The organism is Treponema succinifaciens DSM 2489 (genome assembly GCF_000195275.1).
Taxonomy (GTDB): Bacteria; Spirochaetota; Spirochaetia; order Treponematales; family Treponemataceae; genus Treponema_D; species Treponema_D succinifaciens.
In genome coordinates this window covers 2,030,640-2,046,018 of sequence record NC_015385.1, presented here as the reverse complement: position 1 = coordinate 2,046,018, position 15,379 = coordinate 2,030,640, and the positions used below count along the sequence as shown (strand labels likewise).

Annotated in this window: 19 protein-coding genes; 11 read left to right on the top strand and 8 right to left on the bottom strand. The window is 42.0% G+C overall.

Translation table 11 applies throughout. From position 1 onward, the window contains the following. Positions 1 to 21 precede the first annotated feature (21 nt). The 3 genes from TRESU_RS09665 to TRESU_RS09655 form a co-directional block, all read right to left on the bottom strand. Complete coding sequence (locus TRESU_RS09665; protein ID WP_013702066.1) at positions 22 to 774, bottom strand: hypothetical protein; 753 nt, start codon at positions 772 to 774, stop codon at positions 22 to 24. Positions 775 to 840: 66 nt separating this feature from the next. Further along, positions 841 to 1,662, bottom strand: coding sequence for a YdcF family protein (locus tag TRESU_RS09660; RefSeq protein ID WP_013702065.1), 822 nt, complete (start codon positions 1,660 to 1,662; stop codon positions 841 to 843). Positions 1,663 to 1,702: 40 nt separating this feature from the next. Next, positions 1,703 to 2,179 (bottom strand): DDE-type integrase/transposase/recombinase, encoded by a 477-nt coding sequence (locus TRESU_RS09655; protein WP_052299581.1) that lies wholly within the window; start codon positions 2,177 to 2,179, stop codon positions 1,703 to 1,705. 86 nt (positions 2,180 to 2,265) lie between these two features. On the opposite strand from TRESU_RS09655, the gene TRESU_RS09650 reads away from it, so the two are divergent. From TRESU_RS09650 to TRESU_RS09635, 4 genes are all read left to right on the top strand, one after another. Next, positions 2,266 to 3,117 (top strand): hypothetical protein, encoded by an 852-nt coding sequence (locus TRESU_RS09650; RefSeq protein WP_013702064.1) that lies wholly within the window; start codon positions 2,266 to 2,268, stop codon positions 3,115 to 3,117. Positions 3,118 to 3,469: 352 nt separating this feature from the next. After that, on the top strand, positions 3,470 to 3,901 hold the full coding sequence (locus tag TRESU_RS09645; protein WP_052299579.1) for a GNAT family N-acetyltransferase: 432 nt from the start codon (positions 3,470 to 3,472) through the stop codon (positions 3,899 to 3,901). After that, positions 3,902 to 4,354, top strand: a complete 453-nt coding sequence (locus tag TRESU_RS09640; protein WP_013702062.1) for a GNAT family N-acetyltransferase — start codon at positions 3,902 to 3,904, stop codon at positions 4,352 to 4,354. Then, on the top strand, positions 4,351 to 4,767 hold the full coding sequence (locus TRESU_RS09635) for an NUDIX hydrolase (protein ID WP_013702061.1): 417 nt from the start codon (positions 4,351 to 4,353) through the stop codon (positions 4,765 to 4,767). The genes TRESU_RS09640 and TRESU_RS09635 overlap by 4 nt, the downstream gene beginning before the upstream one ends. Positions 4,768 to 4,774: 7 nt before the next feature. On the opposite strand, the gene TRESU_RS09630 is transcribed toward TRESU_RS09635, so the two are convergent. Next, on the bottom strand, positions 4,775 to 5,509 hold the full coding sequence (locus TRESU_RS09630; RefSeq protein WP_013702060.1) for a metalloregulator ArsR/SmtB family transcription factor: 735 nt from the start codon (positions 5,507 to 5,509) through the stop codon (positions 4,775 to 4,777). 165 nt (positions 5,510 to 5,674) lie between these two features. Between TRESU_RS09630 and TRESU_RS09625 the strand changes: the two genes are divergently transcribed. The 4 genes from TRESU_RS09625 to TRESU_RS14335 all read left to right on the top strand — a co-directional run bounded on the left by TRESU_RS09625 (position 5,675) and on the right by TRESU_RS14335 (position 8,679). Continuing rightward, positions 5,675 to 5,893 (top strand): cation transporter, encoded by a 219-nt coding sequence (locus TRESU_RS09625; RefSeq protein ID WP_013702059.1) that lies wholly within the window; start codon positions 5,675 to 5,677, stop codon positions 5,891 to 5,893. A 94-nt stretch (positions 5,894 to 5,987) separates the two neighbouring features. Next, entirely contained in the window at positions 5,988 to 6,191 is a 204-nt protein-coding gene (locus TRESU_RS15620) for a hypothetical protein (protein WP_245535661.1), read from the top strand. A gap of 21 nt (positions 6,192 to 6,212) precedes the next feature. Further along, positions 6,213 to 7,916 (top strand): heavy metal translocating P-type ATPase, encoded by a 1,704-nt coding sequence (locus tag TRESU_RS09620; protein ID WP_245535660.1) that lies wholly within the window; start codon positions 6,213 to 6,215, stop codon positions 7,914 to 7,916. Positions 7,917 to 8,055: 139 nt separating this feature from the next. Further along, on the top strand, positions 8,056 to 8,679 hold the full coding sequence (locus TRESU_RS14335; protein WP_013702058.1) for an L-2-amino-thiazoline-4-carboxylic acid hydrolase: 624 nt from the start codon (positions 8,056 to 8,058) through the stop codon (positions 8,677 to 8,679). A 2-nt stretch (positions 8,680 to 8,681) separates the two neighbouring features. Here the strand turns inward: TRESU_RS14335 and TRESU_RS15175 are convergent, their stop codons facing one another. From TRESU_RS15175 to fusA, 3 genes are all read right to left on the bottom strand, one after another. Next, complete coding sequence (locus tag TRESU_RS15175; protein WP_169309755.1) at positions 8,682 to 8,834, bottom strand: hypothetical protein; 153 nt, start codon at positions 8,832 to 8,834, stop codon at positions 8,682 to 8,684. Positions 8,835 to 9,205: 371 nt separating this feature from the next. Next, positions 9,206 to 9,889 carry an ATPase domain-containing protein gene (locus tag TRESU_RS09605; protein ID WP_013702056.1) on the bottom strand — a complete coding sequence of 228 codons (684 nt, stop codon included), beginning with the start codon at positions 9,887 to 9,889 and terminating at the stop codon, positions 9,206 to 9,208. Positions 9,890 to 10,090: 201 nt separating this feature from the next. Then, positions 10,091 to 12,187 (bottom strand): elongation factor G, encoded by a 2,097-nt coding sequence (fusA, locus tag TRESU_RS09600; protein WP_013702055.1) that lies wholly within the window; start codon positions 12,185 to 12,187, stop codon positions 10,091 to 10,093. 315 nt (positions 12,188 to 12,502) lie between these two features. Here fusA and TRESU_RS15615 point away from each other — a divergent pair, with 315 nt between their 5' ends. Genes TRESU_RS15615 through TRESU_RS15605 form a run of 3 tightly spaced genes read left to right on the top strand, consistent with a single transcriptional unit; the run spans position 12,503 to position 13,545 of the window. Further along, positions 12,503 to 12,967 carry an ISAs1 family transposase gene (locus tag TRESU_RS15615; protein ID WP_052299578.1) on the top strand — a complete coding sequence of 155 codons (465 nt, stop codon included), beginning with the start codon at positions 12,503 to 12,505 and terminating at the stop codon, positions 12,965 to 12,967. Then, the gene (locus TRESU_RS15610) at positions 12,927 to 13,391 is read left to right on the top strand and encodes an ISAs1 family transposase (RefSeq protein ID WP_052299576.1); all 465 of its coding nucleotides are present in this window, start codon (positions 12,927 to 12,929) and stop codon (positions 13,389 to 13,391) included. The genes TRESU_RS15615 and TRESU_RS15610 overlap by 41 nt, the downstream gene beginning before the upstream one ends. Before the next feature lie 10 nt (positions 13,392 to 13,401). Then, complete coding sequence (locus TRESU_RS15605; protein ID WP_245535659.1) at positions 13,402 to 13,545, top strand: hypothetical protein; 144 nt, start codon at positions 13,402 to 13,404, stop codon at positions 13,543 to 13,545. Between the two features lie 73 nt (positions 13,546 to 13,618). Here TRESU_RS15605 and TRESU_RS09590 read toward each other — a convergent pair whose 3' ends face one another. Then, positions 13,619 to 14,995, bottom strand: a complete 1,377-nt coding sequence (locus TRESU_RS09590) for a hypothetical protein (protein WP_148228282.1) — start codon at positions 14,993 to 14,995, stop codon at positions 13,619 to 13,621. Between the last annotated feature and the right edge of the window lie 384 nt (positions 14,996 to 15,379).

Here is a 15,379-nt window from a genome sequence, read left to right as displayed (position 1 = left end):
AAATTCCCTTTTATTATTATTCTAAATTTTAAGATAACCAAAAATTTCAAAAATTGAATTCTGAATATCTCTTATAGATTTCCATATTTCATCTATGCAAATCAGATGAAGTTCAAAATAAAGCGTGATGTCCAAAACTATCACTGCAATAAGTTTGTAAATAGCGCAACTAGGTTTTATTCCGCACGAAATCTGAAACGTAATATATAGAAGAAAATAAAACAAAAGAAAGAACAGAATATTTGTTGGCAAAAGAAGAATTGAAACAATGCTCAACACCACAATCATTGCGCAAGAAATTCTCTGCAAACTGCGCACATAAATAAATGAAAAAATCAATTTGAAAATAAAATATGCCGCCAACAATGCGCAAAGAAAAATTAAAAACAAAAAATTTTCTGGCAAATTATTTTTCACAAAATCAATGATTGAAATTTTATTGCAAAGTGAATTGCCATTTATAAGTTCAGGTTTTAGTATCAGAATAATTACTGCCGCAAAAACTAAATCAAAAACAATATCAAAGAAATTCAAAAATGCAAAACCGATTTTTTTACCAAGTGATTTTTTTATTGTTGTCTCTTCATATTCATCTTTTAAATTTGAATCTTTTTGTGTCTTTGAATTTTTATGTTTTTCAAAAAAGTTTAAAATTTTGCTTCGTAGTGATTTTAAAAATCCGCAGAAAGAATTCTTCAATTTTTCAAAAAAAGAAACGATTTTATTTTTTGCATCAATGAAAAACAGTTTTATCTTTTCCCAAAAGTTATTCATAATAAATTTCTCCAGCAAAGACTCAAAAATAAATCTTATTCAATGCTATCACAATGCGTAACTTTACTACAGATGCGTTGGCTTGCCTGTGAGCAAAATTCTTAAGTTCAGTTTTATGTAGCTGCAGATTTCACGGCAGTAGCTGTTCAGTACAAAAAGCGGCGGAGTTTTTGACGCGACTCCATACACATCTGAAAATCCCATTCGCGAAGCAAGACGTTCAGCACGCGCAATGTGAAAGTCGCTTGTTACAACCGCAACAGGAGAAGCAAGAACTTCTTCCATGCTGATTCCATCATACTCTGCAAAAAGTTTTGCGCTGAACATAAAATTTTGAATTGTGTCTTTTGCTTTGTTTTCCGCAAGAATCCGATTTTCATCAATTCCATAAGAAGCAAGCACAGGTTTTAAAACATCAGATTCCGGGCAAGGAGAAAATTTTCCTTTTCCGCCTGTAACAACCACAAGAGCTGCCGAATGAGCTTTAAAATATTCGGAAGCAACACGCACACGGTTCTTCACAGAATCTGTAAGCTTGGCATCTTTTGTGATTCCGCCACCAAGAACAATCACGTAGCGCACATTTTCTTTTCCATCAGAAAGCCTTGGATTGCAGATAAAAAATAGATTCAATCCGGAAATAAAAACTCCCGCGAAAAATAAAAAAATCAAAATTATTTTTATACGCTTTGAAATCCTGCTGCAAATTATTTTCAGAACCTTACGTCTTTCAAGCACAAAAAGAAGCACAAAGAAAACAGCAATCCAAAGCCAAACCGCAGAAAAACTAAAAATCGTCCCCAAAAAAGTTCCCGGAGAAGCAATGTTAATCAAAACAAAATAAACGCCGGACAAAACGGCTAAAATGAGAAAAATTAATGAAAGCATAATGGAGATTATACATACATAAACTTCAATTGAAAAGAACTTATAAATATAACTTCATATATGGAGATTCTATTTGTGCTTTTGATGTTAATGTCAATTTTTTATTTCTATGATCGTAAAGTTCCAGCAGAGAAACCAACGATTTGAAGTCTTTTGAAATGAACTGCTTTCCGTTGTCGTGGATGATTCGTGCTTTTGCTTCCGGATACTTTTCCTTTACTCTTGCAACCAGAAGCTCAATGTTTATTCCCTCCATGTTTTCGCATAATGCCCAGTCCGGAATTTTTCGGCTGTAGCCGTCCATTATGCTGATAAAATAATAAAACACACCAGGAACCTTGATGTATGAAATATCTGTATGCCACTGCTCATGCGGAGCCTCGGGCTGGTCAAAGCCTTTTTTCTTTGCTTCTCCTTCATTCTTAGCCCATTTATGGACCAAATCGTACTCTTTCATGATGTTGTAGACGCTTGCAGGGCGGACAAAGGCTACTTTTTTTACATAACCACTTGACACCCCCCCCCGATGTAAAATGCCACATATTTTATTTTTTACAAGGAGGCTTTTTATGAAAGCTTTAAAAAAAAATTTGCACAGCGCTTATGCTTCTTGCATTTGCGTTCGTATTCGCATCATGCTCTAATGGCAGTGATTCAGACGATGATGATAGCAGCACAAATGGTTTGCTACCTTCTGTAGGAGAAAATGTTCTTGCCGGAAACTCTTATCGGTATTCACAGAAAGATGACAAAAAGACTAAGACAATTACTTATGTCTTTAAAGACGGCACTGTTACAGAAACAGAAGTTAAGCAGCCAACAGGAGAATCACCAAAAACAGAAATAACAGAATACAAATACACTTGCAATGCAAATACCGGGCTTCTTTATTTGAACATTGTTTCTTGGACTGTCGATGGCGTAAAAATGACTTCAATGGATGATGTGTACAAATATTTTGCAAAAGATAACGGCTGCACTGTTGCAGAAGCAAAAGAACAGTTAGGCGATGAGAATATATTTGCAGAAAATATTTCTAAGTGCTATTTCGTAAAGGATGATGGCAATATTCTTTTGGGCGACTACTTTGGCGATGACAAAGATGTTGAAGGTTCTGAATTCGTTTATGCGGAAAATGTTGCACTTAGAGTAGATTTTGATGATGGAAAAATAGAACTAAATGTTGCCGAAAGAGATTCCTGGGAAATAAAACTAAATGCAAAAGAAAAAACTTTCTCTGGTGACAAAATTAAAGGTTCATACACTGTAAAAACGGCAACAAAAACTTTGAAGGATTTAAATGGTGATTATAAACTAAACGAAGAAAATGGATACATCACAATTAATTTCGCAAACCTTCCTGCCACACTGACATCAACTTCTTACAATATGAAAACAGGCACAGAGTACAAATTCATTTTTGACCCTGACTGCGATGAATATAAAAAACTGTAAGGTTAAAAAAATAGCATTTTATAGTTGCTAAAAGACAGGCTGTCCAAACGGGCAGCCTTTTTTAGTCTCGTTGTCAATCTGTCAATTTGTCATTGTCGGACTTGATAAGACAATCTAAAAATGATTGCAATATACGCATTTGGATTTTCGGGTCAAGACCGACAATGACAGAAAAGATACTTGTTAGACATCCCCATGACATCTAAAGTTTTTGTTGAATTCGGGAACAAAAAAAATAACAATGTCAGCTTGTAAAAATCTGCCGCAATGAAATATACTGTAAAAAATTTTCAAGGAAGCAGGAACAGAAACTTTGCCTGAGATAGCGTCGAAGTTCTTATGGAAGACAGGAATGGAATCAAAACCAACAGAAAATCTTACGATAAAATACAACGAGCTTACGGCTGTGCAGTTCATCGAGCTTTGGAAAACGGTCTGGGGCGCGGGACCTTCAACCGAACAGGCGGAGATTGCGATGAAAAACACTCTGTTCCGGGTTTCTATTTTTGACGGCGGAAAAATCGTTGGCATGGCGCGGATGCTCGGCGACTTAGGTCTGGACTACTTCATCAAGGATGTTGTTGTCCACCCCGAATATCAGAAAATGGGAATCAGAAGGCTTCTGATTGATGAGCTTTTGAACTTTGTCAGAAAAAACGGAGTGAGCGGAACAAATATTTTCGTGGAACTCTGTGCCGGGCCAGACAAAATTCCGTTCTACGAAAAATTCGGCTTTGACTACGATGAATCGCAGCGTCTCAAGCTGATGTGCAAGGCGGAGTAAATGAAAATCAGGGTTATGAAAAAACGCGACTGGAAAAAGTGCCTTGAACTTTGGCAGAACATTCCGGAAATGGGCTTGAACAGCATTGACGACACAAAGGAAGGCATTGTCCGTTTTCTGCGCAGAAATCCCAAGACATGCTTTGTTGCAGAAACAGACGGAATTTTTGCCGGAACAATCATCGCGGGGCACGACGGCAGGCGTGGCTACATTTACCACACGGCGGTTCTTCCCCAGTTCAGAAGACGCGGAATTGCAACCGCACTGCTCCAATCCGCAATGGGCGCGCTTAAAAAACAGGGAATCGCAAAAGTCGCCCTCCTCGTCTTTTCAGACAACGAAAGCGGAAACACATTCTGGGAAAATCACGGCTTTACAAAACGAAGCGACATCACATACCGCAACAAGGTAATCAGCGACGCGGAAATGGTAAGGAACAGGGAAGAAAAATGAGCGGGGAAAATATTTGGCTTGACTGGGCGGTAAAACTTCAAAGCATAGCGCAGGCCGGACTCACTTACGGAAAAGACAAGTTCGACATTGAACGTTACGAAGAAATCAGAAAAATCTCCGCAGAAATTGTTGCGCACAAAACTGAACTTCCGCTTGAAAAAGTGATTGCGGTTCAAGACAGGGAAAAACACAACAAGCCGGTTTATGCTTGGAAAATCTGCAAAATCTTCATTCTCTGTTCAATAAAAAAAGACGGAAAATTCACGGCAAACATCGAAACAACAGAAAGTAAATATTTTTCACTTGAAGAAATTTCTAAGCTCAATCTTGCGGAAGAAAAAAACAATCTTGAGCAGATAAAAATGTGCTTTGCGGCTTATGAAAATAAAAACTGGCAGACACAGCTGGACTGAAAGAATTTCATTTTCCACACCGCTTGTCCCTCTTGTATCCGCTCGGAATCGTGCCGTAGAATTCCTTGAATGTCGCGCTGAATTTGCCCTGGCTCTCATATCCGACCTGGGCTGCGACTTCGCTTATCGAAAGGTCGGTTCTGGAAAGAAGCTCCGCGGCTTTTTTCATGCGGTGCTCCTTGATGTGCGCAGCAAGCGAAGTTCCGTACACGTCCTTGAAAACTGTCTTTAGAGTCGTCGTGTTCATGCCGAACCTGCGCGCAAGACCGTCAATCGTAAACCGCTCCGAAATATGCTCGCACATAAAGTCGTGGACTTTCTTCACAGTCTCAATCTGCCTGTCCTGAAATTCCGATCGCTCGTTGATTTTCTCGTGCTTGCTCTCAAAGTCCGGGCAGCTTGTCTTCATCAGTCTCTCAATTATTCCGTGCATCGTGCGGCTCTTCTCAGAATCCGACGCTGAATAAAAAACCTCCTTTCCGTCGCGCCAGCTTTCAATCAGATCAGCATCCTTTAAGATTTTAAGATGATGGGACACGGCAGGCGCGGTCATCTCCATGAAGTCCGCAATGTTCACGACGCACTGCTTTGTGTGGCACAGAAGCATGAAAATCCGCACGCGCACCTCATCGGCAAAAACCGCAAAACATTCCGCGGTTTCCCGCACGGTGTTTCCGTCTGAAAGAATCTCCCTGAGCAGATCCAGATTGAAATATTCGTTGTGTCCGTGAACAAGCTTCATTTTTTGCCTCCCGTCAAGCGTCCCAAACGGAAATTTGTTTTTCCGAAAAGGAAATAAATCTTGCGCCGCCCTTGCAAAGATCCGCCCCGGATTATATCTTGAATATAAAGATTAAACAACCGCTTAATCGAAGGAATAAACAGGACTGACTTTCCGGAGGAAAACATGAAAAAGACTTACAAGATTGAAGTTGACTGCGCGAGCTGCGCCCTAAAAATGGAGGACGCAACAAAAACTGTTGAGGGCGTAAAGGATGCCTGCGTGAATTTCATGCTTCAGAAAATGACCGTGGAATTCGGCGACGGACAGGACGACAAGAAAGTGATGAAGGCTGTCCTCAAGGCGTGCAGGAAAGTCGAGGACGACTGCGAGATTGAGTTTTAAACGCCCGATGTCATTCCCCGACTTGATCGTCGAATCTCTCTGTGAAAGATTATCGGGTCAAGCCCGGCAATGACAATTAATTAAGGAAGAATTTATGACAAAGAAACAGAAGAAAATGCTTGCAAGAATCATCACGGCGTTCACGCTGCTTCTGGTGCTGAACGTGCTTGACAGGCTGAACGTGTTCTCCGCGATTCCGGGAAAAGTTCCGCTCAAGATGATTCTCTACGTGGTTGACTATCTGATAATCGGATACGACATCCTGAAAAAGGCCGGAAAGGGAATATGGAACCGCTAGGTCTTCGACGAGAATTTCCTGATGGCGGTCGCAACAGCGGGAGCGTTCGCGCTTGAAATCTACAATGCGCACGGAAATCTTCTTCTGATTGACGACTGCAACGAGGCGGTCGCCGTAATGCTTTTCTACCAGATCGGCGAATTCTTCCAGAGCTATGCGGTCGGAAAAAGCCGCAGAAACATCACCGAGCTTATGGACATCCGCCCTGACTACGCGAACATCGAAAAGGACGGAAGGCTTGTTCAGGTTGACCCTTCCGAAGTCGCGCCGGGAACCGTGATTGTGGTTCAGCCCGGAGAGAAAGTTCCGATTGACGGCATTGTAACAGAAGGAAACTCAACGCTGAACACAAGCGCGCTCACAGGTGAAAGCCTGCCGCGTGAAGTCAGCACAGGAACGGAAGTCATAAGCGGAAGCATAAACATGAGCGGAGTCCTCAAAATCAGGACGACAAAGAATTTCGGAGAGTCGACCGTCTCAAAAATCCTGGAGCTTGTGGAGAACGCCAGCTCAAGAAAATCCAAGTCCGAGGAATTCATCTCCAAGTTCGCACGGGTCTACACTCCTGCCGTCTGCTGCAGCGCGCTTGCGCTTGCCGTTCTTCCGCCTCTTGTCTGCATCATCGCAAAATCGGATCCCGGATGGAGCGACTGGATTTACCGCGCGCTCACCTTCCTCGTAATCAGCTGTCCGTGCGCTCTCGTAATCAGCATTCCGCTAAGCTTCTTTGCGGGACTTGGAGGCGCAAGCAGGGAAGGCATTCTCATAAAAGGCTCGAACTACCTTGAGACGCTATCCAAGTCAAAAATCGTCGTGTTCGACAAGACCGGAACGCTGACCCGCGGAGTCTTTGAGGTTACGGCGGTTCACCACAGCAAAATCGGAGAGGCAAAGCTTCTTGAATACGCCGCGCTCGCAGAATGCTCATCATCCCACCCGATCAGCAGAAGCCTTCAGGCGGCCTACGGAAAGGAAATCGACAGAAGCCGTGTCGCGGACATCGAGGAAATAAGCGGACACGGAATCACCGCAAAAGTTGACGGACACAAAATCGCTGCGGGAAACCTCAGGCTGATGAAAAAGCTCGGAATCGAGGCTGCAGAATGCCATTCGCTCGGAACGATAATCCATCTGGCGATTGACGGAGAATATTCGGGACACATAGTGATTTCCGACGTTGAAAAACCGACATCCAGGGAAGCTCTTTCCGCTCTGAAAAAAGCCGGAGTCGCAAAGACCGTAATGCTCACCGGAGACGCGAAGAAAGTCGCTGAGAAAGTGGCGGCGGATCTTGGAATCGACGAGGTTCATGCGGAGCTTCTTCCGGCGGACAAAGTGAATCAGGTTGAAAGGCTGATTGCGGAAAAGAAAAAGAACGACGTGCTTGCGTTCGTGGGCGACGGGATAAACGACGCGCCGGTTCTATCGCGTGCCGACATAGGAATCGCAATGGGAGTGATGGGCTCGGATGCCGCGATTGAGGCCGCCGATGTTGTGCTTATGGACGATGATCCGCTCAAAATAGCAAAGGCAATCAGAATCTCGCGCAAGTGTATCGGAATCGTCTATCAGAACATCTCGTTCGCGCTCGCAATAAAATTCGCCTGCCTTGCGCTCGGTGCGCTGGGAATCGCAAATATGTGGCTTGCAATCTTCGCCGACGTGGGCGTAATGGTTCTGGCAGTCCTGAATGCCGTCCGCGCACTGAACGTGAAAGGGCTGTAGGAGAAAATTCACGGCTTTGGTTGGATTGCGGCTCTGTCATTATCGCAGCTGGCTGTCATTTCCTCCGGCCTGACAGGGGAATCAGCGTTCAGCACAATAAATTTATCCGGCGGCAACTTACAATATCTTGAGGCGGAAAATGAGATACGGCTTTATTCAGAGACTTATGTGGACAGGTTTCAAGGGAACGTTCAGAAAGCAGCTTTCAAAATCGTTTGACGAGCGGAATCCTGCGGAGGTGATAAAAAACGCCAGCAAAAAATACAGGAAAATTCTGTCCGGAGTTGACGAATTTGAAAAAGGCGACCATTTTCTGATGAATATTCTGAGCTGCGCAATGCTTTCCGTCGTGCTTTTGTTAACAAAAAAAATATTCCCTGGAAGAAGTCCGCGTCTATTACCGCAGGGCGATGTGCGGAAACTTTCTGATGAAAGCAGCCGTCAAAAAAGCAGGGCATACACGGCAAAAGGGCGGGAACTGCTGAAATCGCAGGCAAAAGAAAGCGAGAAAAACACGAATCCCTATTCCTGGAAATTTTCCGTTGAAGACGGCGAAACCTTGAATCAATATACGGCGACTTTCCACACCTGCGGAGTCTGCTTCCTTATGACAAAGCTAGGATTAAAGGAATACATTCCGGCAATGTGCAGTTTGGACTACGACATGGCCGCCCTGAACAACACGGAGTTTTCCAGAGAATTCACGCTTGCCGGCGGCGGAAAATACTGCGACTGCCACTACAATCATATTGCTATAAATTGAAGTCAAATGATTGCCAATGAACAAGCCCGGCGGAACATTCCAGCCACGCTCCTTGCGCGGTGGTAAACCAGGTTGTAGTTCAGCCTCATTACCGACCAGGCGTTCTCAATTCTGTTGCGGTTCATTAGAAGCCGAAACTGTTCATGCGTAAGCATGCGCTTCATGTTTTTCCTTTGAAACTCGAAATTTGACCTATTTTAAAACAAGTCAAGCTTCCTTTCCTGCAATAGCGCACGACCTTTTTGTCCGCAATGAGTTGGACGAGGAAAGAAAAGAAGAATGCACCAAGCTGTATACAATGGAAAAAGAAAAACAAATCTTTACAGAGTTCCGTTTTATTTATAATTACAGCCTATGGAAAATAACGGATTTACTAAAGGAAATTTTTTTTTATTTAGCCCAAATTTCTTTCAATAATATTTCAAAAACAAAAAAACTGCCCTCTATTTCTAAAGGGCAGTCGTTTTGTTTTAGCCTCGTTTTTTTTGCCGTCTCTAAAAGTTCGTCTTTCAGAGACATTCTGAAATTACTTGTTGTTTGTGATGAGCAGGGTCTTTGAATCCAGCTTAAGTGTTGTTTCAATATCCGTGTTCTTGCCCATTTTCAGAATGCTCAGCTGAGTTACAGAATTCTTTGAAGAAAGGTGAATAACAGCAGAGAAGTATGGAAGAAGTGCCTTTGGAGCTGAATCTTCAAGCTTGTCGCCTGCTGAAGTTGAGCTGAACCAGATTTTTGTCTTTGTTGCCTTTGCGTAGCTTGCGACTGTCTGCAAGTCGGCTTCTTTTACTTTTGAAAAATCAACATCGTCAATAACAACTCCTGCAACTGCTGTTCCGCCAGCCTTGAGCGCATTCAATGTGTTAACAACTTTTTCCAGACTGATGTTGTCCTGATTGAAGTTCAAAATTGTTCTGTTGCGAAGAATCTGCTCCTTTACGTCAGCGGCGTTTGCGATTGCTTTTTTCTTTGAAATTTCGTTGTAGATTCCATCATACCAAGAAATTACGTTTTCGCTGTGCTGGTTGAATGAAACGTGAACAAGCTGCTTTCCGTTAAGAAGTGTGTCCATTCCGAACTGAACAAGCACGGAGGTTTTTCCAAGTCCCTTTTTTGCTGTAACAAGTCCTAGTTCTCCAGCCTTGAGCCCTCCGTTTGCCGCTTCGTCAAAAATGCGGATCGGGCTTCTTTCATATAATTCCTGCTTTGCCATAATGCTGCCTCCTGAATTTTTAGCTTGATTTTTTTAACTTTTGCAGAAGGTTTTGCGCTTCAAAATGTTTTTTTCTTGCAAAAAGTTCTGTGTCCGTTTGAATAAGTATAGCACATAAATTTTATTTTACAATAAAAAAATCTCCAGCAAAAGAAAATTCTTTCACTGAAGATTCTGCGGTTAAACTAGGCTTTTATAATTTTATTTTGCCTGTCCAGCCTTTTTCTTTTCTGCATAAGCCTTGATAAGCTCGTCGGCAACTGCATTTGGAACTTTGCTGTATTTTTCAAATTCCATTGTGAATTCTGCTTTTCCCTGTGTAGAAGAGCGGAGAATTGTTGAGAATCCGAACATTTCAGAAAGAGGAACTTCTGCGTTTACAGTTGAGTTTCCGTTTTCATCAGAAGAATCGATGATAACACCGCGTCTCTGGTTGATAAGTCCGAACATATTTCCCTGGAATTCTGTAGGTCCTGCAATCTGAACTTTCATGATTGGCTCAAGAATTGCCGGTTTTGCCTTTGCGTAGCCTTCACGGAATGCGCCGATAGCAGCAGTCTGGAATGCTATGTCTGAAGAGTCAACCGGGTGGTACTGACCATCGTTGATTGTGCATCTTACGCCAACAACTGGTGCTCCGATGAGAGAGCCTTTTTCCATTGCTTTCTTGAAACCTTTGTCGCAAGAAGGAATGTATTCGTTTGGAATTGCTCCACCTTTGATTGCGTCAACAAACTCGTAGTCTTTTTCTGAAATTGGCTCCATAAATCCTGCAACGCGTCCGTACTGTCCTGAACCACCAGTCTGCTTTTTGTGAGTGTAGTTGAAGTCAGCGCGCTGTGTGATAGACTCGCGGTATGCAACTTCCGGCTGAGAAACTGTAACTTCGCATTTGTATTCACGTTTCATGCGCTCAACATAAACTGCAAGGTGAAGTTCGCCCATTCCCTTGATGATTGTCTGATTTGATTCAGGGTCAACGTAAGTCTGGAATGTAGGGTCTTCTTTTGTAAAGCGGTTGAGTGCCTTTGACATATTTGCGGCATCCTGCTTGTTTACAGGAGTGATTGCTTCTGAAATAACAGGTTCCGGAACGAACATAGAAGTCATTGCAATGTTGAGCCCGCCGCCGCAGAATGTGTCTCCTGATGCGCAGTCAACTCCGAACAATGCGATAATGTCGCCTGGCTGACCTTCGTTAATGTCTTCCATTTCCGCTGAGTTCATGCGGACAATGCGTCCAACCTTGAACTTTTTCTTTGCGCGTGTATTGTAAAGCTCATCGCCTTTTGTGATTTTTCCCTGATAGATGCGGACATAAGTAAGCTGACCGTACTGACCGTCATCAAGCTTGAATGCGAGAGCGACACAAGGCTTGTTTTCAACATTGAAAAGTTCAACCTGCTCTTCATTCTTGTCAAGGTCAAGACCGTAGTTGTGAACTTCAGTCGGGTTAGGAAGATAGCGTACAACACCGTCAAGAACTGGCTGGATACCTTTGTTCATGTGCGCAGAACCACAGAATACTGCTACGAAGTTTTCTTCAAGAGTTCCTTTGCGGATTGCGGCGATAATCTTTTCTTCTGGAATGTCTTCTTTTTCTTCCATGAGGTCTTCCATGAGCGAGTCATCAAACATTGCGGCTGCTTCAAGAAGTTCTGCTCTCTTTTCTTTTGCCTGTTCTACAAGTTCAGCCGGAATCTCTGCAACGCGGATTTCTTCACCGTCATGTCCTTCAAAATAGTAAGCCTTCATTGCGATAAGGTCTACAACACCCTGAAGCTTGTCTTCAAGACCGATTGGCAGTTCCACCATATATGCATTGAGTCCGAGCTTGTCGCGGAGCTGTGCGCATACACGAAGCGGATTTGCACCCTGACGGTCGCATTTATTTACGAAAGCTATTCGTGGAACATGGTAGCGTTTGAGCTGGCGGTCAACTGTGATAGACTGAGACTGAACACCTGCAACAGCGCAAAGAACAAGGATTGCTCCGTCAAGAACACGGAGTGAGCGTTCAACTTCAACTGTGAAGTCTACGTGGCCTGGAGTGTCGATAAGGTTGATTGTTGTGCCTTTCCAGTTTACCTGAGTCGCTGCTGACTGGATTGTGATTCCACGCTCGCGCTCCAAATCCATAGAATCCATTACAGCGCCTACACCGTCTTTGCCATGAACTTCATGGATCTGGTGAATCTTGTTGCAGTAGAACAAGATACGTTCTGATGTTGTTGTTTTACCAGAGTCAATGTGCGCACTGATACCGATATTACGTACTTTTGTAATATCAAAACCCATAGTGTATACCTCTCAAAAAAAAATTCGTGAGTCGGCAGAATACGAAATGCAAAGATTTCCGCATAATGCAATTAATTCAAGCAATTTTATTAAAAAATAGCGGTAAATTCAATAGGTCTTGGGCTGTTTTGCAGGGCAAACGCATGTAAAAATTTTTTGTTTTAAATCTCTAAACTACTATTTAAAAAATGCACAAAATGGTAAAATTCCCCTTGGGTGGAATTATGCTTTTAAGAGAAAGTCTGGAAGAAATAGACGATTTTAGAGTAAAAAGGTAGCAGGAAGTTTGAACTGGCTGATATTTTCCTGCTGGTTTTGTTCGGGCTGCTAAGCGGCATCAAGGACATTGAGCACATAGCTGAATGGGCGGAGGAAGCGGAAGAGTCCATCAAGGGGCTGGTGAAGTTTGAGTTCGGTCCGCCAAGTGCCGACACAATTCTCCGGGTTTTCAGAAATGTGAACGCAGATAAAATCGAGAAAGTTTTTATAAAGTGGGCTCATGGAATTTACGAGAAAGTAAAAATTGAACCGGACAGAACAATTGTTGCCATCGACGGAAAGACGATGTGCGGCTCAAACAAGGTCACGGGAGCAAAGGGAATTCACATTGTAAGTGCATGGGCAGATGAACTGTCCCTCATTCTTGGGCAGGTAAAGACAGATGAAAAGTCAAATGAAATCACTGCAATTCCTGAGCTTCTGGAACTGATTGATATAAGGGGAATGATAATCACAATCGATGCAATGGGCTGCCAGAAAAAAAATCTGCGAGAAAATTAAGGAAAAAAAAGCAGACTATGTTCTTTCTTTGAAAGGAAATCAAAGCACGACACACGAAGCCGTAAAAGACTTTTTCTCTATGGATGAAAAGGAGCTTGCAAAATACGGAGTTATAAAAAGCGAAAAGGAATGTAATCCTGACCATGGACGAATTGAAAACAGGCAGTATTACCTGTGCACGAACCTGTCGTGGCTGGAGAATAAAGATGAGTGGCCGGGACTTAAGGCTGTTGCCATGGCACGGGAAGAACGGACTGTAAATGGAAAAACTTCCACAGACATCAGGTTTTTTCTAACTTCACTTGATAACATTGAACTTGTGAAAAAATCAATTCGCCTACACTGGGGAATTGAAAACCGCCTTCACTGGTGTCTTGATATGACTTTCAATGAGGACTACAAAAGGACACCGAAAGGATCATAGTCCGGAAAACATGACAGTTATGCGCCGTCTTGCATTAAATATCTTACGCCAAGCAGAAAAACCGGAGAATAAAAAACAGGACAGTTTAAGCAAGCGCACGATCTGGTTTCGGGAAAACCGCCAGTTCCGCCAAACGGTTTTAAGGCTCCTTTAAAATTTCACACTTTCTGTAATTTTATCAGAAAGTGTTTTTACATGCGTTTGCCCTGGGCTGTTTTGAAGAAAGTTTAAAAATTTAATAGAAATGCCGTTTTTATGTTCCATTTGATTTTTCTGTTTCCGCCTTTAAAAACTGTAGTCGCTGAAGGACTGCATTTGAACTCTCCTTCGTTTTCTGCAAGTGAAAATCCGATTCCGGCTTGATGTATGATTATTTTTTTAGGATAAACTGTGCTTGCTAATGAAAATGTGTTTTTCCCTGAGTCTTCTTTCTTATAGGAAAAAGTTGCGTTTGCGGAAGAGCTTTTGAAATTTCTTGAAGCCTTTATCTGCGTTGAATATTCTTTTTCATTTTTTTCCGTGGAATAAAGAAAAGATGCGTTTGATGAAATTTTGAATTTTCCGCTTGAAACATTCAATGCTGTTTTTGCGCAGTATTCGTTGAAACAAGTGGGAATTTTTTCGGTTGTCTGTCTTTCCGCGGAATAAAAAAGAATTCCTATGCTTGCCGAATTTTTTCCGATCCAAAATGTGTACTGCGGATTTATTCCAGTTTGTGTTCTTATTCTGTTTTCAGATTTGTCAACGGTTATTAAAGATTTATCTGCAATATAATGGAAGGAATGCAGCAAAAAATCGCCTAAAAGAATGAAGTTTTGAAGCCTTGCCCAACAGAAATTTCCACCGAACGGACTTTCGTGCATTCCTGCTGCTCCTGAAATTCTAAAATGCGGAAAAACAAAATTCACTTCAGTCTCCACTGCGCCTCGTTTCTTTTCGGAAAAGTATTTTTGCTTTTGAAACCAAGCCGAAGTGTTTTCTCTTCCGTATTCAAAAAGTCCTCCTGAGAATGAAATGCTTGCGTTTGGAATTAACGGAGCTGAAAATCTTTTGAAGGCAGATGCGTAAAATTCTTTTGTTTCAAGAATAGAAAACTGGAACGTTGGTAAAACTGAATTTTTGTTTCCAGAAGAAATTGAAATTGCCGCCGACAACGGAGTTTTTGCAGAAGTCCAGGAGGGCAGGGCTGGCGAAATTCCCGGTGTCAAAAGCGAAGGCTTTTTCAGTGCTCCGGGAACATAAAAACTTGGATGCTTTAGCCTTGAAATTCCTTGTGAAAAATGCAAAGTTCCCGCAAGAAATTCTGTGGCCGTAAATTTTGTTGCCGCTGAATATTTTATTCCGTAGCGGTATTTTTGCATTGTCTCGAATTCAGAAAATGAAGACCTTGCAATGTCGTGAAAAGTTTCTGTTCCGATTCCTGCAACCCAAATTGCAGTTAGTCCGTGGATTTTCAACTTTGAGCCGGAATCGTATTTCAGCGAAAAATTTTCTTTTCCGTCTTTTACAGGAAATTTAAAATTGTTCCCGGAATAAAATTCGATTTGCGCATGGCAAATGTTCGCTGCCAAAATAATTGCTATAAAAGTAATTTTGTTTTTCATAACATATTTATTTCTGAAAAAAGTAATTTTCTGCATGGTTTTTGTGAAAATTAATCAGCTATAAAATTTCAATGGATTATTAACCGAGTTTCTTTTAGAAACATCGCGGTTGAGCCTAATAATGACAGTAAATATAGAATTTTGATGGAAAATTATGACATTTTTTGCGTTTTTATGCTTTTTCACTTGAATAACATTGAAAAATTTTATATACTTTACGCTATATTTTATATCATAAGCATGTCAGATTGCAGCCGCTTCTTAGGCTTTGCCAGGTAAAAAGGAAAATCAAGTAAAAAAAGATATTTTCAAGCGGTTCCGGTCTTTCATGTAAGGAAAAGGGAATCGTTTATGGAAGATTTAGAAAACAAAGTTGACGGGATT